At 68.5% G+C, this 25,738-nt stretch carries 19 protein-coding genes and 1 pseudogene; 9 read left to right on the top strand and 11 right to left on the bottom strand.

Features of this window, described 5'->3' with window-relative positions; genetic code table 11:
- The first annotated feature begins 148 nt into the window (after window positions 1–148).
- The 5 genes from HMPREF0058_RS10295 (at window position 149) to HMPREF0058_RS10275 (ending at window position 5,744) form a co-directional block, all read left to right on the top strand.
- Window positions 149–1,273: a 6-phosphofructokinase gene (locus tag HMPREF0058_RS10295; RefSeq protein WP_006549733.1), complete on the top strand. Its 1,125-nt coding sequence runs from the start codon at window positions 149–151 to the stop codon at window positions 1,271–1,273.
- Between the two features lie 85 nt (window positions 1,274–1,358).
- Entirely contained in the window at window positions 1,359–2,291 is a 933-nt protein-coding gene (locus tag HMPREF0058_RS10290; protein WP_197055207.1) for a carbohydrate ABC transporter permease, read from the top strand.
- A gap of 3 nt (window positions 2,292–2,294) precedes the next feature.
- Entirely contained in the window at window positions 2,295–3,245 is a 951-nt protein-coding gene (locus HMPREF0058_RS10285) for a carbohydrate ABC transporter permease (protein ID WP_006549731.1), read from the top strand.
- Window positions 3,246–3,299: 54 nt separating this feature from the next.
- Entirely contained in the window at window positions 3,300–4,601 is a 1,302-nt protein-coding gene (locus HMPREF0058_RS10280; RefSeq protein ID WP_040319939.1) for an ABC transporter substrate-binding protein, read from the top strand.
- Window positions 4,602–4,622: 21 nt separating this feature from the next.
- Complete coding sequence (locus HMPREF0058_RS10275; protein WP_006549729.1) at window positions 4,623–5,744, top strand: ABC transporter ATP-binding protein; 1,122 nt, start codon at window positions 4,623–4,625, stop codon at window positions 5,742–5,744.
- Here the strand turns inward: HMPREF0058_RS10275 and HMPREF0058_RS13500 are convergent.
- Window positions 5,741–8,181 (bottom strand): annotated as a pseudogene (locus tag HMPREF0058_RS13500) (ATP-binding cassette domain-containing protein). The gene HMPREF0058_RS10275 and the pseudogene HMPREF0058_RS13500 sit on opposite strands and share 4 nt — an antisense overlap.
- Before the next feature lie 233 nt (window positions 8,182–8,414).
- Between HMPREF0058_RS13500 and HMPREF0058_RS10265 the strand changes: the two are divergent.
- Complete coding sequence (locus HMPREF0058_RS10265; protein WP_040319872.1) at window positions 8,415–9,059, top strand: SGNH/GDSL hydrolase family protein; 645 nt, start codon at window positions 8,415–8,417, stop codon at window positions 9,057–9,059.
- 50 nt (window positions 9,060–9,109) lie between these two features.
- A complete protein-coding gene (locus HMPREF0058_RS10260) occupies window positions 9,110–10,114 on the top strand; it encodes a LacI family DNA-binding transcriptional regulator (RefSeq protein WP_006549725.1) in 1,005 nt (334 codons plus the stop codon).
- Between the two features lie 28 nt (window positions 10,115–10,142).
- Here HMPREF0058_RS10260 and HMPREF0058_RS10255 read toward each other — a convergent pair whose 3' ends face one another.
- The 4 genes from HMPREF0058_RS10255 to HMPREF0058_RS10240 form a co-directional block, all read right to left on the bottom strand.
- Entirely contained in the window at window positions 10,143–12,161 is a 2,019-nt protein-coding gene (locus HMPREF0058_RS10255; RefSeq protein ID WP_006549724.1) for a sucrose-specific PTS transporter subunit IIBC, read from the bottom strand.
- Between the two features lie 170 nt (window positions 12,162–12,331).
- Window positions 12,332–13,849: a glycoside hydrolase family 32 protein gene (locus HMPREF0058_RS10250; protein ID WP_006549723.1), complete on the bottom strand. Its 1,518-nt coding sequence runs from the start codon at window positions 13,847–13,849 to the stop codon at window positions 12,332–12,334.
- A 38-nt stretch (window positions 13,850–13,887) separates the two neighbouring features.
- Window positions 13,888–14,133 (bottom strand): hypothetical protein, encoded by a 246-nt coding sequence (locus tag HMPREF0058_RS10245; protein WP_006549722.1) that lies wholly within the window; start codon window positions 14,131–14,133, stop codon window positions 13,888–13,890.
- The gene (locus HMPREF0058_RS10240; RefSeq protein WP_006549721.1) at window positions 14,130–15,347 is read right to left on the bottom strand and encodes an inorganic phosphate transporter; all 1,218 of its coding nucleotides are present in this window, start codon (window positions 15,345–15,347) and stop codon (window positions 14,130–14,132) included. The genes HMPREF0058_RS10245 and HMPREF0058_RS10240 overlap by 4 nt, the downstream gene beginning before the upstream one ends.
- 254 nt (window positions 15,348–15,601) lie before the next feature.
- Here HMPREF0058_RS10240 and HMPREF0058_RS10235 point away from each other — a divergent pair, with 254 nt between their 5' ends.
- On the top strand, window positions 15,602–16,933 hold the full coding sequence (locus tag HMPREF0058_RS10235; protein WP_244901984.1) for an MFS transporter: 1,332 nt from the start codon (window positions 15,602–15,604) through the stop codon (window positions 16,931–16,933).
- 80 nt (window positions 16,934–17,013) lie between these two features.
- Window positions 17,014–18,579 (top strand): Hsp70 family protein, encoded by a 1,566-nt coding sequence (locus tag HMPREF0058_RS10230; protein ID WP_006549719.1) that lies wholly within the window; start codon window positions 17,014–17,016, stop codon window positions 18,577–18,579.
- 42 nt (window positions 18,580–18,621) lie between these two features.
- Here the strand turns inward: HMPREF0058_RS10230 and HMPREF0058_RS10225 are convergent, their stop codons facing one another.
- The 6 genes from HMPREF0058_RS10225 to gnd form a co-directional block, all read right to left on the bottom strand.
- Entirely contained in the window at window positions 18,622–19,140 is a 519-nt protein-coding gene (locus HMPREF0058_RS10225; protein ID WP_034235498.1) for a MerR family transcriptional regulator, read from the bottom strand.
- Window positions 19,141–19,477: 337 nt separating this feature from the next.
- Window positions 19,478–19,954: a DUF151 domain-containing protein gene (locus HMPREF0058_RS10220; protein ID WP_050765692.1), complete on the bottom strand. Its 477-nt coding sequence runs from the start codon at window positions 19,952–19,954 to the stop codon at window positions 19,478–19,480.
- Window positions 19,955–20,019: 65 nt separating this feature from the next.
- Entirely contained in the window at window positions 20,020–20,667 is a 648-nt protein-coding gene (gene ftsR, locus HMPREF0058_RS10215) for a transcriptional regulator FtsR (RefSeq protein WP_006549715.1), read from the bottom strand.
- A gap of 104 nt (window positions 20,668–20,771) precedes the next feature.
- Window positions 20,772–21,221 carry an FHA domain-containing protein gene (locus tag HMPREF0058_RS10210; protein WP_024035921.1) on the bottom strand — a complete coding sequence of 150 codons (450 nt, stop codon included), beginning with the start codon at window positions 21,219–21,221 and terminating at the stop codon, window positions 20,772–20,774.
- Between the two features lie 115 nt (window positions 21,222–21,336).
- Window positions 21,337–24,006 (bottom strand): aminopeptidase N, encoded by a 2,670-nt coding sequence (pepN, locus tag HMPREF0058_RS10205; RefSeq protein ID WP_006549713.1) that lies wholly within the window; start codon window positions 24,004–24,006, stop codon window positions 21,337–21,339.
- A 2-nt stretch (window positions 24,007–24,008) separates the two neighbouring features.
- The gene (gene gnd, locus HMPREF0058_RS10200; RefSeq protein ID WP_006549712.1) at window positions 24,009–25,508 is read right to left on the bottom strand and encodes an NADP-dependent phosphogluconate dehydrogenase; all 1,500 of its coding nucleotides are present in this window, start codon (window positions 25,506–25,508) and stop codon (window positions 24,009–24,011) included.
- Between the last annotated feature and the right edge of the window lie 230 nt (window positions 25,509–25,738).

The raw sequence follows: 25,738 nt of genomic DNA, 5'->3' as shown, positions 1-25,738 counted from the left end.
GTGGTGCCGGTCCGCTCGGACACGGCATCGCCTACGCCAACACCGCGTGCGTCCGCTTTCTTCCCGACGGCGCAGCGCAGTGGTTTCTGAGCGCATAGTGTACCGGGTTGCTAGGTCTGAGCGCGCTCACGGCGGCATAATTGCGGCCATGGCAACCAAGCGCATCGGTATCCTCACCGCCGGCGGCGACGCCCCCGGCCTCAACGCCGCGATCCGTGGATTTGGCAAGGCCGCCATCGGCGTCCATGGCTGGGAGCTCATCGGCTTCCGTGACGGCATGCGAGGCCTGGCGGAGAACCGCTTCGTGCACCTGGACTCCGCCTCGCTGTCCGGGATCCTGACCACCGGAGGCACCTTCCTGGGAACCAGTCGGGACAAGGTGCACCGGATGATGGTCGATGGCCAGGAGACAGACATGATACCGACCATCGTGGACAACTACGAGAAGAACAAGCTTGAGGCCCTGGTGTGCCTGGGTGGCGGGGGCACGGCCAAGAACGCCAAGCGGCTCATGGACGCCGGCCTCAACGTCCTCCACCTGCCCAAGACCATCGACAACGACATCGTGGAGACCGACTCCTCCTTCGGCTTCGCCACGGCGTTGGAGATCGCCACCGAGGCCGTTGACCGCCTCCACTCCACTGCCCACTCCCACCACCGCATCATCCTCACCGAGATCATGGGCCACCGGGCCGGCTGGCTGGCGCTGGGCGCGGGAATCGCCGGCGGGGCCGACGTCATCCTCCTGCCCGAGGTGCCCTACGACGTCGACGCCATCGTGGCCAAGATCGAGCGCCGACGCTCCCACGGCTCGACCTTCTCCGTCATCGCCGTGGCCGAGGGGGCTCTGAACACTGCCGACCGCATGGAGCTCGACCACGCTGAGCAGCTGGTCAAGGAGGCCTCGACGCCGGAGTCCAAGGCGGCGGCCAAGCGGGGCGTCAAGCGGCTGGAGGCGAGCCACCGCGCCAACACCTTCACCCTGGCCGAGCAGCTGGAGGAGCGCACCGGCCTGGAGGCGCGCGTGTCCATCCTCGGCTACGTCCAGCGAGGCGGCACCCCGAACGCTGCCGACCGCCTGCTGGGCACGCGCCTGGGGGTGGCCGGGGCGCAGGCCGTTGAGGACGGCAAGTTCGGCGTCATGGTGGCTGACCGTGGGCACGGCACCGAGCTCGTGCCGCTGAAGAAGGTGGCGGGCAAGGTCAAGTACGTGCCCGCTGACCACGAGTGGATCCAGGCGGCTCGCGCCGTGGGTACGTCCTTCGGAGACTGAAGTCACAGTCCCGGTTACCTCGCGTTCATCCGTTCAGGGGCAGGTGGTCACCGCTCGTTAGCCAGGCCTCATTAGCGTCACGGCCGTGACCGCCCCGATGATCCCCGGACTCCAGGTGCGCGGTGGCGACGAGCCCCCTCGCCGCCGCCGGCGCACCGACCTCAAGCAGGTCCTTCTCGCTGCCGCCCTGATCGGCCCGAACCTGGTCCTGTTGCTCGTCTTTACCTACCGGCCGCTGATCGACAACATCCGTATCAGCCTCTACCGCTGGAACATCTCCTCTCCGCGCATGACCTTCGTGGGGCTGGACAACTACGTCCAGTACTTCCGCGACCCTGAGTCCTGGGCGATCATGGGGCACACCCTGGTGTTCACCGCGGCGGCCGTCGTGGGCTCGATGGTACTGGGCCTGTGCCTGGCGCTGCTGCTGGACAGGCGACTGCGCGGGCGCAATATCGTCCGTTCGCTGGTCTTCATGCCCTACGTCATCTCCGGTGCGGCGATCGGCGTTGCCTTCCAGTTCGTCTTCGACCCCGGCTACGGGCTCATCCAGGACCTGCTGGCCAGGATGGGGATCGCGTCTCCCAACTTCTACCAGGAGCCGGGTTGGGCCCTGTTCATGGTGACGGCGACCTATATCTGGAAGAACCTCGGCTACACCTTCGTCATCTACCTGGCTGCCCTTCAGGGCCGACGTACGGACCTGGACGAGGCCGCAGAGATCGACCGCACGAGCCAGTGGCGCAAGCTGTGGAGAGTGACCTTGCCCCAGCTGCGCGGCACCACGGTCTTCCTGTCGATCACCGTGCTGCTCAACTCCTTCCAGGTCTTTGACGTCATCCAGGTCATGACCAAGGGCGGTCCCTTCGAGACGTCGACGACGACGATGGTCTACCAGGTCTATCAGGAGACCTTCGTCAACAACCGCGCCGGATACGGAGCGGCGGTGGCCACGGTGATGTTCCTCGTGGTCCTCGTCCTGACGGTGGTCCAGGCCCGCACCAGCAAGGAGGCCTGAGCAATGGCATCCCGCCACATCCCCACGCACCACCCTGAGGTCCTGCCGCCCACGCCGGGCACCCAGGTCGAGGGCGAGCCAGTCTTGACCGCGGCCCAGCTGCGCCGTCGTCGCCAGCGCATCCAGGCCGAGGCGATGACTCCGGCCAAGGTCCTGGGCTACCTCGCGATGCTGGGCGCAGGGCTGGTGTTCCTGGTCCCGCTCTACTTCATCGTCATCACCAGCCTCAAGCAGTACGCGGATATCTACTCCGACCCCATCAGCTGGTTCCCGTCTCCTGTGGTGTGGGAGAACTTCGCCAAGGTCTTCTCCGGGCTGAGCTTTGGCACCTACCTGCGTAACTCCCTCATCATCACCTCCATCCTCACCGTCATCGAGGTAGTCCTCGGTGTGCTGACGGCCTACGGCTTCGCCTTCCTACGCTTTCCAGGCCGCAACGTCCTCTTCCTCGTGGTCGTCGGCAGCCTCATGGTGCCCAGCCAGATCACCATCATCTCCAACTACTCCCTCGTGGCCCAGATGGGCTGGCGCAACACCTTCATCGGCATCATCGTGCCGCTGGCCGGCGTCGCCTTCGGCGCCTTCCTCATGCGCAACCACTTCGCATCCCTGCCCAAGGAGGTCATGGAGGCCGCCGAGATGGACCACGCCGGGTTCTGGCGCACCCTGACCCGGGTGGTCCTGCCCATGAGCTGGCCGACTCTGTCCGCCTTCGTCCTCATCACCGTGGTCAACGAGTGGAACCAGTACCTGTGGCCCTTCCTCGTGGCCGACAACGACGACGTCATGCCGCTTCCCATCGGACTGACCCAGCTGCAGAACGTCGAGGGCATGACGAACTGGGGCCCGGTTATGGCCGGAACCGTCGTGACGACCATCCCCATGCTGCTGGTCTTCCTGGTCCTGCAGAAGCAGCTCATCAAGGGCCTGACCGCCGGGGCGGTCAAGGGCTGAGCGCATCCGATCTACCCATCTCCGAATCCATCTCACACAAAGGACACCATGACCATGGCACTCAACCGCCGACTCTTCCTCACCCTGGCTGGCGCCAGCACCGTGACCGCGACACTGGCCGCCTGCGCCGGGGGCGGCTCCGGCTCCCAAGGCGACGAGGGCACCGGCACCATCCAGTTCTGGTCCAACCACCCCGGCTCTTCCAAGGACCTGGAGCAGGCGATGATCGACGCCTGGAACAAGGCCAACCCGGACAGCCCGGCTGAGCTGGTCACGGCGGGCTCGTCCTACGAGGAGCTGGCACAAAAGTTCAACGCCGCGCTGTCCGGCGGGGACCTGCCCGACATCATCGTGGCCTCGGACGTGACCTGGTTCAATTTCGCCCTCAACGGCCAGACCGAGGCCCTGGACGAGCTGTGGACCAGCGAGGGCGTGGACAGCGCGGACTTCGTGGACTCCCTGCGTGAGGACTACGCGTTGGAGGGCAAGCACTACGGGATGCCCTACTCGCGCTCGACCTGCCTGATGTACCTCAACAAGGAGATGCTGGCCAAGGCCGGTCTGCCCACCGACCGGGGCCCGCAGACCTGGGAGGAGTTCGATCAGTGGGCACCTGCGCTCATGGAGGCCTCGGGTGGCAAGCCCGCCCTGGTAGTTCCTGACGGCACGGACTACCTGGACTGGTACTTCCAGGGCATGATCTGGAGCTTCGGAGGCGCCTACTCCAAGGACTGGAAGGCCACCTTCACGGACGAGGCCTCGATCAAGGCCGGTACCTTCCTCCAGGAGCAGGTGGCAGCCGGGCACATCGCGATCGACGCCGATCCGACCACTACCTTCTCCCTGGGCAACGCGGCGGGCCTGCTGCAGTCCACCGGGTCGCTTGCTGGCCTGGCCGAGACCGCCACCTTCGAGTTCATCACGGCCTACCTGCCTGGCCCTGGACCCTCCTGCCCCACCGGTGGCGCCGGTATCGCGCTGGTGGCGGGCATCTCGCCGGAGCGTAAGAAGAAGGCCATCAAGCTCATGGACTTCCTGACCTCGACGCAGAACACCATCACCTTCTCCCAGGGCACGGGGTACATGCCGGTGCGTACCTCCGCACTGGAGCACCCGGACGAGGTTGCCTTCCTGGACGCCAACCCCAACGCCCGCACGGCCATCAACCAGCTGGCTGAGAACACCAAGAGCCAGGACGCCGCCCGCGTCTTCGTCTCCGGGGGAGGACAGCGTATTGGCGGTGGCCTGGACCGGATCACGCTCAAGCAGGAGGACGTGGCCACGGTCTTCGCCGAGCTCCAGGAGGAGACCCAGAAGACCATCGACCAGGACATCACCCCGGTCCTGGGCAAGTAGTCAGCAGGAGGCACACACACCATGGCGAGCGTCGAGTTCCGGCAAGTGTCGCGTATCTACGATCCTTCCCGCCCACCAGCCGTGGCCCGGCTGAGCCTGTCCATCGCTGACGGCGAGCTGCTGGTCCTGGTCGGACCCTCCGGCTCGGGCAAGTCCACCGCGATGCGCATGCTCGCCGGCCTGGAGCCGGTGGACGAGGGCGCCGTCCTCATTGACGGCAAGGACGTGACCGAGACGCGTGCGCGCGAGCGCGACGTCGCCATGGTGTTCCAGAGCTATGCGCTCTACCCCAACATGACGGCACGCCAGAACATCGCCTTCGCCCTGGAGAACCTGAAGATTCCCAAGGCGAAGATCGAGGAGAAGGTCGCCTACGCGGCGCGGATGCTGCAGCTGGAGGAGCTGTTGGACGTCAAGCCCGCTCATATGAGCGGTGGGCAGCGTCAGCGTGTGGCGATGGGACGCTCCCTGGTGCGTGACCCGCAGGTGTGGTGCATGGACGAGCCGCTGTCGAACCTGGACGCCAAGCTGCGGGTGTCCACGCGTGCCCAGATCGCCTCGCTTCAGAAGAGCCTGGGGGTGACCACCGTCTACGTCACTCACGACCAGACCGAGGCGATGACGCTGGGGGACCGGGTCGCGGTCCTGCGCGAGGGAGTGCTCCAGCAGGTCGATGACCCAACCCACCTGTACGAGCACCCAGGAAACACCTTCGTGGCCAGCTTCATCGGCTCGCCGTCGATCACCCTCATTGACACGGTGGTCAGTGACGGACGGGCCGGGCTGGGGCCAGGTTCCGATGTCGACTTCGGCCTCGCGCATGAGCTCGCCTGCCGTCTGAGCGACGAGCGCGTCGTCGTCGGCATCCGTCCGGAGGGCTGGGAGCTGGTGAGCGACCACACTCCCGGCGCGGCAGCCCTCAAGATCGAGCTGGTGGAGAAGCTCGGCGCTGAGGCCTTCGTCTACGCTGCCCCGGCCTTCGGGCCGGCCAGCCCCGCGACGGTGCGTCGCAACCGAGTCTCCGTCCGGGTCGAGCGCGCCGCGGGCCTGCAGCCCGGGCAGGTGGTCTATGCCCGGCCACGCCCTGGCGCGGCGGTCTTCTTCCACCCGGACACGCAAATCAACCTGGAGTACCTGGGCTAGGCCTGGGCCCCACCGGCGACGTAGCGGGCCAGGTACTGGCCGGTCAGGGTCGAGGCGGACTCCACGAGCTGGGCGGGTGTGCCGGTAAAGACCACCTGACCGCCCTCTCGGCCCGCGCCGAGGCCCATGTCGATGATCCAGTCGGCATGGCCCCTGACGGCCTGGTGGTGCTCGATGACCACGTCGGTGCGTCCGGTGGACACGAGGTGGCCGAGCAGCTCCAGGAGGGCCTCGACGTCGGCCAGGTGAAGGCCGACGGTGGGCTCGTCCAGGACTAGAACGTCACCGTCCTGGCCAAGGTGGACCGCGAGCTTGAGACGCTGGCGCTCACCGCCCGACAGGGTGGTCATCGGCTGGCCCAGCCGCAGGTACCCCAGACCAGCCTTGTGGAGGTGGGTGAGGATCTTGACCGCGGCAGTCACGCGCGTCTCCTTGGCGGAGAACAGGGCCAGGGCCTCATCCACGCTCATGGCGAGCACCTCGGCGATGTTGTACCCGCCAAGGCGGTAGGCCAGGACCTCGTCGTTGTAACGCCTGCCCTGGCAGGCCTCGCACACGGTCGTGACGGTCTCCATGAAGCCAAGCTGGGTGTCGATGACGCCGGCCCCGTCGCACACCGGGCAGGCGCCCTCAGAGCTGGCGGAGAAGAGGCCGGGCTTGACTCCTCCGGCCTTGGCGAAGGCCTTGCGGATCGGCTCCAGCGCTCCGGTGTAGGTGGCGGGGTTGGAACGCCTGGAGCCCTTGATCGGGGACTGGTCGAGGGTGACCACGCCGTCCATGGGGGACAGGTGCCCGTGGATGAGCGAGGACTTGCCCGATCCGGCCACGCCGGTGACGACGGTGAGCACGCCGCGGGGGATGTCGACGTCGACGTCGACGAGGTTGTTGGTCAGCGCTGCGCGGATCTCGATGACGCCGGTGGCCGATCGCAGTGTGTCCTTCAGACCAGCGCGGTAGGCCAGGTGCCGGCCGGTGAGCGTGTCGGAGTCCCGCAGCCCGGCGACCGATCCGGTGAAGGTGATCTGGCCACCCTGGGAGCCGGCCCCGGACCGAGGTCGACCACGTGGTCAGCGATGGCGATGACCTCAGGCTTGTGCTCGACGACGAGGACGGTGTTGCCCTTGTCCCGTAGCGAGAGCAGGAGCTCGTTCATCGTGTCGATATTGTGGGGGTGCAGACCGATCGAGGGTTCGTCGAAGACGTAGGTGACGTCGGTCAGACCGCTTCCCAGGTGCCGGACGAGCTTCATGCGCTGGGCTTCACCGCCCGAGAGGGTGGAGGCGGGACGGTCCAGGGAGAGGTAGCCCAGGCCGATGTGGATGAAGGCGTCCAGGGTCTCGCGCAGTCGGGCGAGCAGGGGAGTGGTGCCTGTGATTCCGGCGACCTGGCGTGCCGCCTCAGGGGTGTCGTCGTCCCCCGTGCTGGCTGCCTCGAGGCCTCGGACCCACTCAGCCAGGTCCCTCAGCGGCATGGCGCAGGCATCGGCGATCGAGACGCCGGCGATGCGTGCCTGTCGAGCCGGCTCGGCCAGCCGGGTGCCCTCGCACTCAGGGCAGGTGCGGTAGACGACGGCGCGCTCAACGAAGGCACGCACGTGCGGCTGCATGGATTCGGGGTCCTTGGACAGCATCGAGGAGCGCAGGCGGCCGACGAGCCCCTCGTAGGTCATGGTGTGGGAGGAGATCTTGATCTTGGTCGGCTCCTTGTACAGGAAGTCGTCCAGCTGCTTGGGGGTGAAGTCCTTGATGGGCTTGTCGGCGGGGAACAGGCCGGTTTCACCCAGGGCCTTGACGTAGTAGCCGTCGGCCGTGTAGCCGGGGACCTTGATCGCGCCCTGGCTCAGCGAGAGCATCTCGTCATAGACCTCAGCCAGGTCGATGTCCGTGACCTTCCCGGTGCCCTCACAGCGAGGGCACATGCCGGCCTGGACGGTGTACTGCTTGCGCTCGCGGTGACGGTGCGGCCGTTCTTGACCGTCTTGAGGGGCGCCACCACCGGTGACGGAGGGCACATTGAAGGCGAAGGCCTGAGGTGAGCCGATCTGGGGGACGGACAGCCGGGAGAACAGGACGCGCAGGGCGGCTCCCACGTCACTGGCCGTGCCGAGCGTGGAGCGAGGGTTGGCGCCCAGTCGCTCCTGGTCAACGATGATCGCTGGGGTCAGTCCCTCCAGGTGGTCGGCGTCGGGACGGGCCTGGGACGGCATAAGGCTTTGGACAAAGCTGGAGTAGGTCTCGTTGATCAGGCGGCGCGACTCCGAGGCGATCGTGGAGAAGACGAGCGAGGACTTGCCTGATCCAGACACTCCGGTGAAGACCGTCAGGCGGCGCTTGGGGATGCGGACGCTGACGCCGCGCAAACTGTTCTCGTGGGCGCCGATGACGACGATGGCGTCGTGGGCGTCGGCTGGGACTAAGGCGGTAGTCGTCTGAGTCAAGGTCCGATCATGCCTGAGAGGGCATCATGATGGGAGTGCCAGGTGACGCCGTCGTGTCCGCCCTCAGCGCAGACTGAGGCTGCTTGTCGCTGGGGCGGCTGCTCTTGCTGCGATCGATCACTGATCGTCACGGTTACTGTGATCGCCGCGATCCCAATGTGCCGATAATGCACATTATGTCATACTCGTGAGGGCGAGCCCGCTCCTCCCAGGTGCGGCAGTACTGTCAGCACGTGCCCACGATTCCGCGCCGTCAGCCCTTCCCTACCGCCGTGTTCCTCGGAGACGCGATCACCACCGGTTGGCAAGCCGTGACGCACCCGCGCAACCGATGGAGCTCGCTGGTGTGCGAGAACCTGCGCTGGCGTGAGGTCAACCTCGCGGCTGACGGCCTGGGCTTCTTCGCCCGGCGTGGCGGTCATCTGCCCGGTGGTGGCCGAGCGCCCTCGTGCCGGGACACGACCTGGCTGGAGATGGTCCTTCGCGCCGAACCGGACCTGGTGACGGTGTGCCTGGGCGTCAACGACGCCGCCTACCTGCCTAGCCAGCTGGAGCTAGTGACTGCGGCCATTGAGCATGACCTGAGCTTCCTGCGTGAGCGGCTTCCTGAGCGCGCGGTCGTCGTGGCCCCCTACTTCCCTGCGCTCGGCGTCGGCCCGCGTTTCGGCGTCGTGCGCCGTGTGGTCCACGAGACCTCCACCCGGCTGGGCCTGGTGTCGACGGACGCGATGAGCAGCGCGATCGACGCCGATGAGGACAAGCTCGCCCTGGACGGCATCCACCCTGATGACTCCGGCCACGCCGCCATCGCCCGAGCCATGATCCAGGTCTACCAGGAGGTCGTCCCCGCGCTGTGCGTGCGCGAGGAATCCAGCTAGAGCATAGGGTTGTTCCCCTGCAGGCAGTACGACCAGGTCAGGAGGTCCTTGTGAGTCAACGCCGTGAGCCCACGCTCACCGACGTCGCCCAGGCAGCCGGCGTCTCCCCCACGACCGTTTCACGCGTACTGAACAACCGCGGCTACCTCTCCGAGGCCACCAAGCTCCGCGTCGCGCAGGCGATCGAGGAGCTGGGCTACCGTCCCAACCAGGTCGCCCGGGCCCTGCACGGCAAGTCGACTCAGACCGTGGGCGTCATCGTGCCCACCGTGGCGCTGCCCTTCTTCGGCGAGCTCGCCGCTGAGCTGGAGGACGCCCTGGCTGAGCGCGGCTACAGGATCCTGGTGTGCAACTCGATGGGCCGAGCCGACCGGGAGCGGGAGTACCTCGACCTCCTGGTCTCTCACCGGGTGGACGGCATCATCTCAGCGGGCCACAACGAGGACCGGGTCGACTACCAGCACATCCGCATGCCCTTGGTCACCGTGGACCGTGACCTGTCCCCCACGGTGACCAACGTGCGCTGTGACAACCTGGACGCAGGTCGCACGGCCACCCGTCACCTGCTCGGGCGCGGCGCCACGGCGCCGGCGCTGCTGACCTCGCGCTCAGGCCCGCACAATCTGCGTGAGGCCGGATACCGTGAGGTTCTCGCGGACGCGGGCATCGAGCCGGTGGTGCTCACCGTTGACTTCCACACCCCGGACCGCCAGCGCGCACGGCTCATCAGCTCCCAGCTTGATGGGGTCCGAGACCGCATCGACGCCGTCTTCGCCACCGACGACCTGTCCGCGGCGGCTGTGCTGGACTGGGCCAAGGGGCGCGGTCTTGAGGTGCCCGAGGCCTTCAAGGTCGTGGGCTTTGACGGTGCAGCGGCCCTGCGACGGGCTCTGCCAGGGCTGACGACCGTGCGTCAGCCCATCGCGCAGCTCGCGCGTACAGCGGCGTCCCGTCTGGTTGCCCTCATGGCCGCCCAGGCGGCCGGACGCGAGCCGCTGGCCTGCCCACCGACCATCGAGCTGCCAGGTGAGCTGCTGCCCGGCCAGACCAGCTAGGCCGGACAGCAGCTCACGCCACGGTGACTCAGTCCGTGGCGGCGGGCTGGGCGGCCAGGACCGTGAAGAGCGGGGCCTGCGTGCCGACCTCGTGACGGCCGGCGTCCGCGCACAGCTCCTGGCCCAGCCCCTCGAAGGCGGTGGCGTTGGAGACGACGATCGGGGTGACCGTCTTGTAGCCCTCCTCGACCAGGGCCTGCCAGTCCACCTCAACCAGGGTCTGGCCACGGCGGACGGTGTCCCCCGCCTTGACGTGGGCGGTGAAGTGACGCCCACCGAGCTCGACGGTGTCCATGCCGATGTGGATGAGCAGCTCAATGCCCGAGGCTGAGCGCAGGCCGTAGGCATGTCCGGTCGGGAAGGCGACGATGACCTCGCCGTCGACCGGCGAGACCACGGGACCTGCTGCGGGCTCGACGGCGGCGCCGGGACCGAGCATGCCCGAGGCGAAGGTCTGGTCCTCGACCTCGGGCAGCGGCATCGCCGTGCCCTGGACCGGTGAGGTCACCGTGAGGTCCTCCTTGGCGCCCTCAGGCAGCTCGACGATCTCGCGCTCCGCGGTGGCCTCAGCCTGGTGTGAGTGCTCCTGGACCGCCGCGCTGGCCAGCGCGTCCTCGTCCGCCTCCCCGGCCAGGCTGGCCTTGCCACGCGTGCTGGCGTAGGTGAAGGCGGCTGCGAAGGCCAGAACGAAGGTGAGCAGCTCCAGCACAAGGTAGACCGGGATGTCCTCGGTCTTGATCGAGACGAAGCCGACGAAGCCGGCTGCTCCTAGCGCTGCGCCACGCACGTTGAACAGGGCCACACCAGCCGCTCCCACGGCCGCGGCCCCCATGCCGATGAAGAAAGGCCAGCGCAGACGCAGGTTGACACCGAAGATCGCTGGCTCGGTGATGCCGAAGACGGCCGAGACACCACCGGCACCGGCCAGGCCCTTCATCTTGGCGTCGCGCGTGCGGAAGAAGACCGCCAGAGCCACAGCTCCCTGTGCCACGTTAGCCATCGAGGCGATGGGGAAGATGAAGTCGCCCACTCCCCCATTGACCGGCAGCAGCGGGATCTCGACGGCGGGGAAGGACTGGTGGAGGCCCGTGACGACGATCGGAGAGTAGACCAGACCGAACAGGAAGCCACCGATCGGGCCCAGGGTGTTGTAGATCCAGTCCAGGCCGTAGGTGATGCCGTCAGACAGCTCTCGGGTCACCGGACCGACGATGACGAAGGTGAGGAAACCGGTGACCAGGATCGTGATGAGCGGGGTGAGCAGGAAGTCCGCGGTGCCAGACAGGCGCTTGTGCAGCCACTTCTCGATCGTGGACAGGATCCAGGCTACGCACAGCACCGGGATGACCATGGCCTGGTAACCGATCTTGTCCACCGTCAGGCCGAACAGGTGCCAGACCTCGATGCTGCCCTCGGCCTGCGCCTGGGCGATGGAGTAGGCGTTGGTCAGGGAGGTGGAGACCATGGCGGCGCCCATGGCGGCGCCGAGGTAGACATTGCCTCCGAAACGCTTGGTTGCGGAGAAACCGACCAGGACCGGTAGGAAGGCGAAGGCGGCCGAGGAGACCATGTTGATCAGGTCGGCGTAGTCCGTCAGCCAGGCCCAGCGCTGGACCAGCGACTGGGAGCCGAAGAGCCCCTCAGCCGTCAGGACGTTGTTGATCGCCATCATGAGGCCGCCGGCGATGAGGGCCGGCAGGATCGGGACAAAGATGTCCGCGATCATCTTGATGAAGCGGGTGAAGAGGTTGCCGGACTGAGCGGCCTCCTGCTTGGCCTCGTCCTTGGAGACCTCACGCACCCGACCGGTGGCGATCATCTCCTTGAAGACCAGGTCGACGTCTCCCGGCCCGACGATGATCTGGTACATGCCGCCGGCCACGAAGGTGCCCTTGAGGTCGGGATCGGCGTCCAGCGCCTTCTGATCGACCTTGTCCATGTCCGCCAGGACAAGACGAAGCCGCGTGGCGCAGTGGGCAGCGGCGCTGATGTTCTCGGCGCCCCCAAGGTAGGTGATGACGTCCGCGGCTACGCGGGCGTGGTTCATAGCCACCCGGGTCTCCTTTCTGTGCTTCCCGGCCCCTCGGCACTGAGCTCAGGTCGCCGTGGTCGTCGCGAGATGACCAGGACGGACCAGGAGTATGTCAATCGTTCGTCACACTACCGTCACTCCCCCGGGCCTGACAAGGGGCCCGCCGGGCACGTTTCGGCTTGATGTCAGTCAAAGACGCTGGCCGAGACCGCCTTGACCTGCACGCCGCAGGTACTGAGCCGGGCCCCGCTGGCGGCGGGGTCAACGAAGCTGCGCATCGTGAAGGCCAGGTCGCCGTCGCCGACGAAGACCTCGGTGACCGACCGGTCGTGCAGCACCTCCAGCCGGGGGGGCAGGTCGCCGTCGAGGGTGACGGTGCGGGTGGCGCCGTGAGCGGTGTAGCGCGAGGAGGAACGGTCCACCCGCAGGAGACGTTGCGACAGGTCCAGCTCGATGGAGACGTGCGACGCCTGGCTGCCAATGCGCAGGCAGAGCGCTCCGGCGTCCTGCTCAGCCTCCACCACGAGGTGCCAGCTGCGGTGCCCCTCCAGCACCGTGACTGCCTCGCCACCCGCCTGGGCCAGGCTCTCCCGTACCTGCGCCTGCTCCTCGGGCTCGGGCAGAACCGGACGCTGGATGAGGCGGCCGTGGCGCAGCGAGAGCGCACGGGGAAAGGTCAGGGCGTGCACCCATCCCCCCTCGGTGACCGAGGGCTGGTCATCCTGCCCGGCGTTTCCGGCCCACCCGCTGAGCAGCGCCTGGCCGGGCTGGGAAGGGGCACGTGAGAAGGCCTGAGGTGCGTAGAACTCAAAGCCGTGGTCGACCTGGCGCAGTGTGCCGTCGCACTGCGTCAGCGCCGTGCCCTCCAGGCGCCCGACGGCGTAGACGCAGGGGAAGACGTTCTCGTAGCCGTCAGCCTGCTGCCGATCGGCGCCCTGCGGACACCAGATGAGGACGTCGCGGTCCTGCCCGGTGGTCTCCTCAGTCAGCCTGACCACTCCCGGGCACTCCCACATATAGCCCAGACGGTCCAGGACCCCACGGGCGTCAGGGAAGCTCAGCTCGCCCTCAAGGTGCCAGGTGAGCAGGTCGCTGGAGTGGTAGACGACGGCGGCGCCGGTCAGGTCCTGCCTCTGGGCCCCCAGCAGCATGCGGAAGCGGCCGGGGCGATCGGGGTCGCGGGTGACCTGAGGATCGCGGAAGTGGGCGGTGTAGCCCGCAGCGTGGGTCGGGATGAGGGGGTTGCCCGGCCACTTGGTGAAGGAGACCAGGTCCGGGGAGGTGACCAGGCACTGACTGGCCGTGCGCTGGTCATCGGCGTCCTTGAGGTTGCCGGTGTAGAACAGCTGGTAGCGGGCGGCGTGGGGAGCCTGCTGGCGCTCGTCGTCCTCCAGCACCAGGGCGTTGCCGGAGTAGGCGCCGGAGGCGTCATAGAAGGAGTCAGGCACGATGGCGGGCGCGTGATGCCTCCAGTGCAGCAGGTCGTGGGAGGAAGCGTGCCCCCAGTAGACCAGCCGGCGGGAGGGATGCATCGGGGTGTACTGGAAGAAGACGTGCGCCACGCCGTCGTCAATGAGCAGACCGTTGGGATCGTTGAGGCGGCCGACCGGCGGCGCGACGTGGATGAGCGGGTAGTCGGGGTCGTTGGCAGCGTGGGAGCCGGCCACGGCCTCCGCCTCGGCGGCGCGCAGGTCCTCGGTCATACCTCCAGGCTACCGGCCGGCAGGCCCGAGCACGGCGCTTAGTGGAAGTAGGGAATGATGAGCCACAGACCGAAGGAGACGATTGCCCCGGCCAGGACCAGGAAGAAGCCAGCCGCTACCTCCGCGGCGTGAAGACCCTCGACCTGCCCGGCCTGGCGCTTGACGTGGACCTCGTCGAGCATACGGGCGGCTGAGGAGGTAATGAGCATGACGAAGGCCGTGACCGTCACGGTCACGAGGGTGACCATTCCCAGGGAGGCCCAGTCGATGTTGATGCCGCTCATGCTGCGTCTCCTCCCCGGGATCCGGCGCCAGCCAGTTCCTGCTTGACCTGCTCGACGGTGCGGGGCTTGCGCGTGAGCGAGGGATCGGTCTGCTTGGCCACCACCACGGTGTGGGCGTCATTGACGTTGGAGAAGTCGACCCTGTTGTGGTTGGCCTGGCGGATGATCGCCATGGCACCGGCCAGCAGGACGACGATGACCGCCAGGGTGCCCAGCGTCCCCCCGCGCACGGCGACGTAGGAGGTCAGGGCGCCTACCACGCCGGCGGCGGGCAGCGTGATGAGCCAGGCCACGCCCATCCGGCCGAAGGTGGCCCAGGAGACCTTGGAACCGCGTCCCACTCCGGAGCCGAGGATCGAACCGGTGCAGATATGCGTGGTCGACAGCGCGAAACCGAGGTGGGAGGAGGCCAGGATGGCCACCGTCGAGGCCGTCTCGGCAGCGAGGCCCTGCGGAGAGTCGATGTGGACCAGGCCCTTGCCCATGGTCCTCATGATCCGCCAGCCTCCCGAGTAGGTGCCCAGGCCGATCGCCAGGCCCGCCGTGGCGATAACCCACCACTGTGGGCCGGTGCCGACCTCCTGGTACCCGGCGGCCACGAGCACGAGGGTAATGACCCCCATCGTCTTCTGGCCGTCCGAGGTGCCGTGTGCCAGGGCCACGAGGGAGGCAGACAGCCGCTGCCCGTTGCGGAAGACCTTCTGGGAGTAGCGGTCGTTGGGACGGGCCACGCGATAGGCGATCCAGGTGGCCACCGCCGCGGCCAGGCCAGCGACGCAGGGGGCGACGAGCGCCGGCAGGACGATCTTGGACACGACCGTGCCCCAGTGCACGCCCTGCAGCCCCGCGGCCACGACGACGGCGCCGATCAGGCCACCGAACAGGGCGTGGGAGGAGGACGAGGGCAGACCGAACAACCAGGTGGCCAGGTTCCACAGGATGGCTCCGGCCAGACCTGCGAAGACCATGGCCGGTGCGGCCTGGATGAGGGCGTCGTCGAAGAGCCCACCCGAGATGGTCTTGGCCACCTCGGTGGACAGGCACGCTCCGATGACGTTGAGCACGGCGGCCACGAGGACCGCACGCTTGGGGGTGAAGGCCCCCGTCGCGACGGACGTGGCCATCGCGTTGGAAGAGTCGTGAAAGCCGTTGGTGAAGTCAAACACCAGCGCGGTGATGACCACGACGACGACGATGAAGAGGGTGCTACTCATTCCAGTCCCAGTGGGCGAGGTAGACCCACCACCCAGGACGGGTGGAGGTCAGTGCCAAGTAAACATGGCCTGACAGAATTGTTACCAGTCGGTGGCGGTTTCGGGGAGCCGAGTGGCGGCGTGGAAGACCTCCAATCGGTGCCATAGGGGGTGCGATATCTCACGGAGCGGACGACACCGGGCCTTCGTCCCGGCCGGCCCCGGTGGCGGGACCGCGGTGGCAGGAGGCAGTGCCAAGGACTCATGATGAGCACGTGAGCCCTTGTCCACCGATCCCGTCCGACGACGCCTGCCACCCGCGCCGCCGGCGCCGGCGCTCGCCTGACGCGGCCACTGCCCTGTTGCGGGCGCTGGCACCCTCGGTCTATGTGCCTACGGCCGTCTTCGCCCTGGGGTCCGGCGCCGTCCAGCCGGTGCTCGTCCTGGCGGCGACCGACGTCGGCATGTCACACGCAGTGGCAGCCGGTGTGCTGGGCCTGCTGGGAGCGGTGGGCGTGGTCTCGGCCCCCTTGACCGGGGTGCTGGTCGGAAGAGTGGGTGGGCAGCGCTCGATGGTGCTGGGCACAGCGGTAGCGGTGGCGGCCGTGATCGGGATTCTCCTGGCGATGACCGTGCCGGGCCCGCTGGCGGTGGCGGTGTTCGTGGTGGGCATCGTGGCCCAGGCGGTGGCGGCCAACCTGTGGGCGCTGGCGCGCCAGGGCTACGTCGCCGACGCCGTCCCGCCCTGGGCGCGGGCCAGGGCCCTGTCCTTCCTGGGCGGGATGATGCGCCTGGGGGTCCTGCTCGGACCCGCGATCGGTGCCGGTGCGCTGGCGGTAGCGGGCCGGCGTGGTCCCTTTGTCCTGCAGCTGCTGGCCTGCTTCGTCGCCCTGTGGGGTGTGCTGGCCTGCGCCCTGCCCGACCGCCAGCTGCGCCAGGTGCGCCGGCAGACCGGCCAGGTTGCCCATCAGCGCCAGGAGGCGACGGGCGAGCGGCCGCCGGCAGTGCGGTCACGAGTGGACCACCGTGCCACCGCAGTCGTCGCTGTGGCCATCACCTGCCTGCAGCTGCTACGCACCAACCGGACTGTCCTCGTGCCCCTGTGGGGCGCGCACCTGGGGATGAGTGACTCCCTCATCTCGCTCACCTTCGCTGCCGGCGCCCTGGTGGACGTGGCCATGTTCATCCCCTCAGGCAGGTGGATGGACCGCTACGGCCGGCTGGCGGGCATCGTCCCGGCTCTGGTCATCATGGGCGTGGCGCTGGTGGTCACGATCGTGTGGACCTCGCCCACAGGCTTCATCCTGGGGACCTGTCTCATGGGCTTTGGCAACGGCTTCGGCTCGGGGATCGTCATGACGATGGGTGCTGACCTGGCCCCGAGCCCGGGGCGCGAGCGCTTCCTAGGATGGTGGCAGGGCATCGGCAACATCGGCTCGGCGGCGGGTCCCTTCCTCGTCTCGGCGCTGACCTCCACGGCAGGTCTGGCCTCCGGCATGTGGGCGACCGCGGCGCTCGGGGTGGTCGGCGGAGCCTGGGCGCTGGTGGCCGTGCCACGCGCCTACGCCCACGCTGGGATGGACATGCGAGGGCGCGCCCGTCACTGATCCTTGGACAGGCGCCCGCGCCCGGGCAGGACCGGGATAGGGTCAGGGCGGGCCCCGGCCCTCGCACACAGGAGTATGAGATGACCAGCCAGCAACGTACCCTCCCAGGCCGCGAGGACCAGGTCGCGGCCCTCGGCATTGACCTGGGCACCACCCGCACCGTCGTGGCCGTCAGCGACCGGGGCAACTACCCCGTCCTGCCCTTCACTGACGGCGAGGGGGACGACCACTTCTACCTGCCGTCCGTCTCCGCCCTGACGCCGGCGGGCCTGGTGCACGGGTTCCGGGCCCGGCAGGCCGCCCGCCAGGGCGCGCCGTTGCTGCGCTCGCTTAAGCGGCTGCTGGCCAGTCCCCGCACCACCTGGAGCACGCCTGTGCGGCTAGGCGGTCAGGAGCTGGCAGTCGGCGAGGTCCTCACCAGCTACCTGCGGCACCTGCGCGAGGAGATCGCTGCCCTGCCGGCACTGGCTGAGGTCGATCTCGCCGCTGCCACCACGAGCGTCGTCGTCGCGGTACCGGCCCATGCCTACGGCGCCCAGCGCATGCTCACCCGGGACGCCTTCGAGGCGGCCGGCTTCCACGTCACGGCTGTTGTCAATGAGCCCTCGGCAGCCGGCTTGGAGTACACCCACCGCCGCTCCGACACGCTATCCTCGCGGCGCACGAGGGTCCTGGTCTACGACCTGGGCGGCGGCACCTTTGACAGCTCGGTCGTGGACGTGACGGGAGGCCGGCACGAGGTGCTGGCCTCACGCGGCCTGCCGGACCTGGGAGGCGACGACGTCGACCTCCTCCTGGCTCAGATGGTCCTGGAGCGCTGCGGGACCCAGGAGGAGGACCTGTCCCCCACCGAGCTGGACGACCTGCTGGAGCAGTGCCAGGAGGCCAAGGAGGGGCTGACGCCTCAGACCAGGCGCGTCGTGGTCGAGCTGCGCGGGCAGAGCGTCGTGGTGGACACCGCTGAGATCTACCGCCGCTGCGCGCCGCTCGTGGCCAGGTCGCTCGCGGTGATGGAGCCTCTGCTGAGCCGGCTCGACGACGGCAGCCCGGACCTGAGTCACGTGGCTGGCATCTACCTCGTCGGCGGCGCCTCCGCCTTCCCGCCGGTGGCTCGAGCCTTGCGCGAGCGCTACGGCCGGCGCGTACACCGATCGCCCTACCCCGGTTCCTCCACCGCCATCGGGCTGGCCATCGCTGCTGACCCGCAGTCAGGCCTGACGTTGTCGGACCGCCTGAGCCGGGGCTTCGGGGTCTTCCGCGAGTCAGAGAACGGCGAGCGTACGAGCTTCGACGTGCTGCTGCGCCCTGACTCCGTCCAGGCCGGCGCGGGCCAGGCCACGGTGATCGAGCGAGAGTACCAGGCGGTGCACAACGTGGCTCGGTTCCGCTTCGTCGAGTGTGCGGACATTGATGAGCGTGGCGAGCCCTGCGGACGCACCTACCCTTACCAGGACGTCCTCTTCCCGCTCGAGGCCGGGCTGCGCGACCACGCCGACCTACGCCAGGTCGAGGTCAGGCGTACCGGCAACGGGCCACGGGTTCACGAACGTTACGAGGTCGACGCCGACGGGCAGATCCAGGTCACGCTCACCGATATCTCGGACGGCTACCGCCGTCGCTACGTCCTCGGACAGCGTCAGGACTAAGCGGGGGCCTTGATCAGGCTGGGCTGAGACGGTGGGGTTGCCTCACATCGCCCGGCGCTTGGCCGCGCGCCGAGCGGCCAGCTCGTCCTCGACGACCGGCACGTCACCGGCGTGGTCGGTGGGCAGCTCGGCCAGCGATCCCTCGACCTCATGCCACACGCGGCCCACGGCGATGCCGAAGACGCCCTGGCCGCCCTGGACCAGGTCGATGACCTCGTCGTTGCTCGTGCACTCGTAGACCGAGGCGCCGTCGCTCATAAGTGTGATGGAGGTCAGGTCCTCCACCCCCCGCTCGTGCAGGGCGTTGACGGCGGTGCGGATCTGCTGGAGGGACACGCCCGTGTCCAGCAGTCGCTTGACGATCTTGAGCAGGAGAATGTCTCGGAAGGAGTACAGACGCTGGGAGCCTGAGCCCTTGGCGGAACGGATCGTGGGTTCGACCAGTCCGGTGCGGGCCCAGTAGTCGAGCTGGCGGTAGGTGATACCAGCCGCACGGCAGGCGATGGGGCCCCGGTACCCGGTGTTGGTGTCGAGCTCGGGCAGCGGGTCACCGAAGAGCATCCCCTGGGTGCGCTGAAGGGCGACGTCGTGACGGATCGCTTCGTTCGCGCTCACGTGATGCTCCTGTCGGTTCGGGTGGTGGGGTGGGACCGTGGCGTGGTGGCCGCGCCAGCAGACCCCACGATAGGGGCCGAATGGGGTCTGCTCAACGAAGGGCGCGCGGCGCTGCGGCACCGACTAGGTCTCAATCTCAAGATGAGGTTCAGGCCAGACCTGAGGTAACGGCACTTTTCCTTGGTATGGCGCTGGAGTGTTGAAGATAGCCGGGAAGGTCAATGTGTGGCACCTCACATCTATAGTCACATGAGTCACACCAGTCCCGCGTGTCGCAGTGTGGTTACCGGATACCGGTCGGCCCTGCCGCGAGGTCCTGCCTCCACCGGGCCACCTTCTCCGAGATGCTCTCCTCCCCCAGGTCCACGCCCCGCAGGCGCAGCAGCCCATCAGAGGCACGCACAGGAAGGCCGCATCCGTTGGAGATCATGAGTGCCTCCCCAGGCGTGCACGGCACGCAGCGCCCAGGAGCCTGCTCGCCGGGGCTCTGGCAGGCGGCCAGCACGAGGTCGGCACGCAGGACGGCGTCGTCGTCGATGCTCAGCCTGACCTGCTCCAGCCGTCCTCCCTGTGCCTCCAGGCAGCGCTGGAGCAAGGGCGGCCAGTACCCCACCGAGCCCGCCTCCGCGCTCAGGCTCAGGCCTTCACGGGCGCTGACAGGCACGGCGAGGATGGAGGGCCCACCCTCCTGAACCAGGAGCGCGACAAGCCCTTCGTCAGGTGAGGTCGAGCGGACGGCGACCAGACGCATGTCGTGCACGTGTCCAAGGCTACGGAGCACCTGCGGCTGTGTCTGGCGAATGAGGCTCGTAAGGAAGGCCGCTTTCAGCCCAGGGACTCCAGCGAGCGGCGCAGCAGCTCCTCGTGCAGGCGCGCTACGGCTCCCGCCAGCGTGGCGGCACTCTGCTCGGCAGCCTGCGCCGAGCGGCCGCGCTGGTGCTGAACGGCGTGGTCAATGAGGTCCGCCTCGCGCTCGGCCGCGGTACGCACGGCCCGCAGGTTGCGCAGCGGCAGACCGAGCTCGTGGATCTGCATCGCCAGCTCGGCGGCGCGCAGCGCGGTGGGACGGAAGGTACCGCGGGCGTCAGCGGCGACCACGCCGATGGAGATGAGCTCGTCCATCTGCTCCTCACTGGCCCCGGTCCGACGCATGAGCTCGTCCAGGTCCACCGGTGCGTCCTCGTCGACCAGACGCCCGTGGGAGGCCACCACGCGCGGCACACGTACCTGCGCAGGCGGCTTGCGATCCATCTGCTCCAGGCGCTGGCGGATCACCGACAGCGGGAGGTACTCGTCGCGCTGGGCAGTCAGCGTGAAGCGCAGACGCTCGACGTCGGCCTGAGAGTACTGACGGTAGCCGTTGCCCACCCGGTGGGGATGGATGAGGCCCTCGCTCTCCAGGTAGCGAACCTTGGAGATGGACAGCGCGGGGAAGCTGGGGCGCAGATGCTCGACGACCTCCCCGATCTTCATCGAGGGCTCGTGCGAGACACCCTGCGGCCAGGAGGTCGCTGGGTCGGCAGGCTCGGGACGAGGGGCAGCTTGGGACGCTGTGGCTGCCTTGCGGACGGCGGGGCTCACTGCGCGCTGGGAACGGACGGACCGGGGTGGTAGCTCATCCGGTACTTGCCGATCTGGACCTCGTCTCCTGCCCGCAAGGTGGCTTCCTCCACGCGCTGGCGGTTGACGTAGGTACCGTTGAGCGAGCCCGAGTCGCGCACGGCGTAGCCGCCGCCCTCCAGCGCCAGGAACATGGCGTGCTTACGCGAGACGGTGACGTCGTCGAGGAAGATATCCGCGTGCGGGTGACGTCCGACCGTCGTCTGCTGGGAGTCCAGCAGGAAACGGGCGCCGGTCGTCGGCCCGTGGCCCACGAGCAGCAGCGCGGTGCCCGGCGGCAGCGCCGCGATGGCCGCCCGGTCCTGCTGCGAGAGCCCGATGAGGGGAGCCTCGCGCTCGTCCGTGGCGTCAATGGCGCCGAAGGTCTGGGTCGAGGTGGGATCCGGCTGTATCGGTGTGCTCGACATCATGTCCCCCTCGGGTCGGGTGGTGCCGGTCGCACCACGTCAGCCCCACCATACCGTTGCCACACCCTCCTGTGACAACGCCAGACCAGGCCAGGACCACAGGACGGCCTGGCGCTCACCGGCGGCAACGCAACGCCCTGGCCAGGTCGTCCTGGCACTTGAGGACCAGCCGTCGCAGTGCGGTGGGCGCCTGGGGGTGGGAGGACAGCCACTGATCGACAGCCTCCAGGTCCTCGCTGTCGCCGCAGGAGGGAAAGAGCCCGATGACGATCCGGGTGGCGATCTCCTGCCCGCGCCCGTCCCACACGGCCTCCAGCCCGGCCAGGTACCGGTGGGTGAAGGAGGCGGTGAGGTCGCGGTGACTGTCCACGGCAAAGCCCTGGATGAGAGCGTCGAGATGGTCGTTGCTCAGGGAGACGTCGTCAAGGACACGAGCAAAGACCTGCTCCTTGACCTCCGTCAGCGGGAGCGAGGAGACCGCCTGGAGGTGGCGGGTGCGCCCGGAGGCCGTGGGATCGTGAGTGAGGGCCTCGTCGAGCTCGCTGCGGTCTGCCTCGCCCAGGCGCGCCAGGGCGATGAGGGTCCTCCACCGCAGGTCGTCGTCGACGGTGAGTCCGTCCAGCCCGCCGTCGTCCAGCTGGCGCAGACGGGCCGCCGTCGTCGTCACGGCCTCAGCGCCGAGCAGGCGTGAGTGCCCTGCAGCCTCGATCCAGGCGCGGGCACGTACGAGCTGGGCATCGGAGCCGGCCGGTGAGGCGAGCAGCAGCTGCCAGGCATCGGGAGAGCCGTCCTGGACGGGGCCGGCCCCGACCAACGGAGGCAGGGTCTGCGCCCGGTCCTCGGGCCTGACATAGACCAGGGCGTCATGACGGCTACGTCCCAGCAGGCTCGCCAGGGTGGCGGGCTGGGTGGCGTCGTCGGCCTGAGCGAGGACCGTTGACAGGTACTGGCTGGCGGACAGCAGTCCGTCACGCACGAGGTTGTCCAGGCTGGACCACCACAGCGAACGGGTCAGCGGGTCCTCCAGCCGTGCCAGGCAGGTCCGGGCCGTGGCCAGTGAGGCGGCGTCAGGCCGGATGACGGCGTAGGTCAGGTCCTCGTCGTTGACGGTCACGAGGTCAGGCACAGGCAGCCCGACGGCCTCGGGCAGGTCAACGCTCGCCGTCTCCAGGGTCAGCGGCAGCCGGTGGGTCCGGGTGAGCTGGCCCTCATCGTCGAAGGAGTAGAGCCCGACCACGAGCGTGTGGGGCCGGATGACGGGGTCACCCGTGGCCAGGTCAGTGCCTTCCTGACGCACGGTCAGACGCGTGATGCGCTGGCCGTCGGACTCCAGCTCGTTGGTCAGGACCGAGGGGCCGGCGGTACGCAGCCAGGCCTGCGCCCAGGCGTCCATGTCGCGTCCAGAGGCCTGACCGAGGGTGTCGAGGAACTGGGCGAGGTCGCCGTTGGCGAAGGCGTGATCGGTGAACCAGCTGCGGGCCGCCTCGAGGAAGACGTCCTGGCCCAGGTAAGCCACCAGCTGCTTGAGGACCGCTGCCCCCTTGGCGTAGGTGATGCCGTCGAAGGTCTGACGCGCGGCCTCGACGTCGTCGACGGTGGCCACGATCGGGTGGGTCGTCGCGGGCCGGGAGTCCTCGGCGTAGGCCCAGGCCTTGCGCCCCAGCGCGAAGGTCGCCCAGGCCTCCGTCCATGGTGTGGCCGTCGCCTGGGCCCAGGTGCCCTGGTTCTCAGCGAAGGACTCCTTGAGCCAGGTGTCCTCCCACCAGGTGGGCGTCACGAGGTCACCGAACCACATGTGGCACATCTCGTGCAGGATCGTGTTGGCCCGCCCTGCGTGCTGGGCACGGGTGACCGGGCCCTGAAAGAGATAGGCCTCCTCATTGAAGGTCACGCACCCGGGGTTCTCCATGGCCCCGAGGTTGTACTCGGGTACGAGCACGCTGTCGTAGGCACCCCAGGGGTAGGGATAGCCATAGGCCTCGTCGTACAGGGTCATGCCCGCGGCGGTGACCTCCAGCAGCTCGTCGGCGTCCAGGTGACGGGCCAGGCTCGCGCGGCAGGACCAGGACAGCTCGACCGGCTCGCTGTCCGGCCTCAGCGGCGAGCGCCACTGGCTGCTCACCCGGTGCCAGGGCCCGGCCGCTAGCGCCGTGAGGTAGCTGGGCAGCGGCAGGGTGGTGGCGAAGCGGGTCATCACCGCCTCAGGGAGCTCACGGGAGGGACGAGACTCCTCGACCACGCCGTTACCCAGGACGGTCCACCCGGCGGGATGAACGACGGTCAGGCGGAAGGGCGACTTGAGGTCGGGCTGGTCCATCGAGGCCCAGGCCCGCCGCGAGTCCGAGGGCTCGAAGTGGGTGTAGAGGTAGGTCGCCCCGTCGACCGGGTCGTGGAAACGGTGCAGGCCCTGACCTGAGTTGGAGTAACGACCGCGGGCCTCCACCGCCACCCGGTGCTCCCCCGCCTCTAGATCCGGCAGGGCCACGCGCGCGCCGTCCCAGGAGACCTGGACCGGGTGGTCGTCGACGCTGAGCGAGACGACCTCCTCCCCCAGGAAGTCGATCCAGGCCCCTGAGCAGGGGGTGAGCACCTGAAGGGTCAGCTCGCTGCGTACGGCGAAGCCGGTCGCCTGTGGGTCAGGAGCGCTGGTGAGGTCGATGACGACGGCGAGCTCCTGGACGCTGAGGACCTGTGAGCGCCACAAGGCCTCAGCGCGAGAGAGGTTGGTCAGCGAGGGCAGACGGTCAGGGGCCTGGCTGACACTGGCAGAGGGCTGGAACGTCATGCTCAGTTCCACTTCTCCTCAGCGCGACCCTCCTGGGCCCACAGGACGTGGTAGACGCCGCTGGGGTCGTCAACGCGGTGGTAGGTATGTGAGCCGAAGAAGTCGCGCTGGCCCTGGATCAGGGCGGCAGGCAGGCGCGGAGCGCGCAGCTGGTCGACGTAGGCCAGCGAGGAGGCGAAGGCCGGGGCTGGCACGCCGGACAGCGCAGAGACCGAGACGACCTCGCGCCACGCCGGCAGCGCGTCCTCCAGGGCAGAGGCGAAGACCGGAGCAGTCAGCAGGCTGGCCAGCTCGGGCTCCTCGGCGTAGGCGCGGGTGATGTCATCGAGGAAGCGGGCCCGGATGATGCAGCCGCCACGCCAGATCCGCGCCATCGCGCCCAGGTCCACGTCCCAGCCGTTGGCCTGAGAGGCAGTGGCGATCTCGTCGAAGCCCTGGGCGTAGGCGGCGATCTTGGAGCCGTACAGCGCCTGACGCACGGCGTCGACAAAGGCCTGGCGGTCCTCCTCGGACTCAAAGGTCACCTCGCGCTCCCCGGCCTCGATCTCGGTCTCGCGCACCGCCGCACGCTGCGGGGCGGAGGAGGACACAGCGCGGGCAAAGGTAGCCTCGGCGATCGCCGGAGCGGCCACACCAAGCTCCAGGGCGGTCTGCGTCGTCCACACACCCGTGCCCTTGTGTCCGGCAGCGTCGACGACGACGTCGACGAAGGGCTCACCGGTCGCCGGGTCAACGCGCTCGAGGACCTCGGTGGTGATGTCGATGAGGTAGGAGTCGAGCTCGGAGTCCTTCCAGGAGCAAAAGACGGCGGCCACCTCAGCCACGCTGAGCCCGGCCACGTGACGCAGGAGGTTGTAGGCCTCGGCGATGAGCTGCATATCGGCGTACTCGATGCCGTTGTGCACCATCTTGACGAAGTGGCCGGCGCCGTCGGGCCCCACGTGCGTGCAGCAGGGAACGCCGTCCACATGCGCTGAGATCGACTCCAGCATGGGGCCCAGACGCCTGTAGGAGTCCTCGGTGCCGCCGGGCATGATCGAGGGGCCCAGCAGCGCCCCCTCCTCACCTCCGGACACTCCCATGCCCACGAAGTGAATGCCCTGCTCGCGCAGGGAGGCCTCACGACGCTGGGTGTCCTTGTAGAAGGTGTTACCAGCGTCGACGATGATGTCCCCAGGCTCCAGCAGCTCGCGCAGCTGGTCGATGACGGCCTCGGTCGCGCCTCCGGCCTGGACCATGATGATCGCGACACGGGGGCGACGCAACGAGGCTACGAAGTCAGCGAGCTCCGTGGCCGGCACGAAGGTGCCCTCGCTGGCGTAGCGGCTCATGAGACGCTCGGTACGCACCGGGGTCCGGTTGAACACGGCCACCGCGTGCCCGTGGCGGGCGAGGTTCCGGGCGAGGTTGGCGCCCATGACGCCCAGGCCGTACACGCCGATGTCGGCAGAGTCGGGCTGAGGGACGAAGGTGGTGGGAGCGGCGTCGTTGGTGGCGGTCATGGTCTGCCTTTCCACGGGCTGGTCGGTCGGGCCGTCGGCGTGGTGCCGACTCTGGTGGGAGCCTATCGCTGGTAGGCGACACCAACCCTGTCAGCCCGGTCTGCCACAGGCGTAGCGCTGGAAGAGGGACTGACAGCGCCTGTCTGGGCCCGGCGCCGGAGCGCTACCAGGCCAGCGCTCGTGCCTACACTGAACGACGGCGCCCAGGTCTGGGCGTCGTCACGACGTCA

Source organism: Actinomyces urogenitalis DSM 15434 (assembly GCF_000159035.1).
GTDB lineage: Bacteria > Actinomycetota > Actinomycetes > Actinomycetales > Actinomycetaceae > Actinomyces > Actinomyces urogenitalis.
This window is presented reverse-complemented; position numbering and strand designations above follow the sequence as displayed.

Excerpts from the sequence above, each read along its gene's own strand:
- HMPREF0058_RS10240 (WP_006549721.1), bottom strand. The coding sequence starts at position 15,347 with ATGAGTAGCACCCTCTTCATCGTCGTCGTCGTGGTCATCACCGCGCTG.
- HMPREF0058_RS10295 (WP_006549733.1), top strand. The coding sequence starts at position 149 with ATGGCAACCAAGCGCATCGGTATCCTCACCGCCGGCGGCGACGCCCCC.
- ftsR (WP_006549715.1), bottom strand. The coding sequence starts at position 20,667 with ATGAAGATCGGGGAGGTCGTCGAGCATCTGCGCCCCAGCTTCCCCGCG.
- pepN (WP_006549713.1), bottom strand. The coding sequence starts at position 24,006 with ATGACGTTCCAGCCCTCTGCCAGTGTCAGCCAGGCCCCTGACCGTCTG.
- HMPREF0058_RS10250 (WP_006549723.1), bottom strand. The coding sequence starts at position 13,849 with ATGACCGAGGACCTGCGCGCCGCCGAGGCGGAGGCCGTGGCCGGCTCC.
- HMPREF0058_RS10275 (WP_006549729.1), top strand. The coding sequence starts at position 4,623 with ATGGCGAGCGTCGAGTTCCGGCAAGTGTCGCGTATCTACGATCCTTCC.
- HMPREF0058_RS10280 (WP_040319939.1), top strand. The coding sequence starts at position 3,300 with ATGGCACTCAACCGCCGACTCTTCCTCACCCTGGCTGGCGCCAGCACC.
- HMPREF0058_RS10245 (WP_006549722.1), bottom strand. The coding sequence starts at position 14,133 with ATGAGCGGCATCAACATCGACTGGGCCTCCCTGGGAATGGTCACCCTC.
- HMPREF0058_RS10225 (WP_034235498.1), bottom strand. The coding sequence starts at position 19,140 with ATGCTCTTCGGTGACCCGCTGCCCGAGCTCGACACCAACACCGGGTAC.
- gnd (WP_006549712.1), bottom strand. The coding sequence starts at position 25,508 with ATGACCGCCACCAACGACGCCGCTCCCACCACCTTCGTCCCTCAGCCC.
- HMPREF0058_RS10255 (WP_006549724.1), bottom strand. The coding sequence starts at position 12,161 with ATGAACCACGCCCGCGTAGCCGCGGACGTCATCACCTACCTTGGGGGC.
- HMPREF0058_RS10210 (WP_024035921.1), bottom strand. The coding sequence starts at position 21,221 with ATGTCGAGCACACCGATACAGCCGGATCCCACCTCGACCCAGACCTTC.
- HMPREF0058_RS10285 (WP_006549731.1), top strand. The coding sequence starts at position 2,295 with ATGGCATCCCGCCACATCCCCACGCACCACCCTGAGGTCCTGCCGCCC.
- HMPREF0058_RS10230 (WP_006549719.1), top strand. The coding sequence starts at position 17,014 with ATGACCAGCCAGCAACGTACCCTCCCAGGCCGCGAGGACCAGGTCGCG.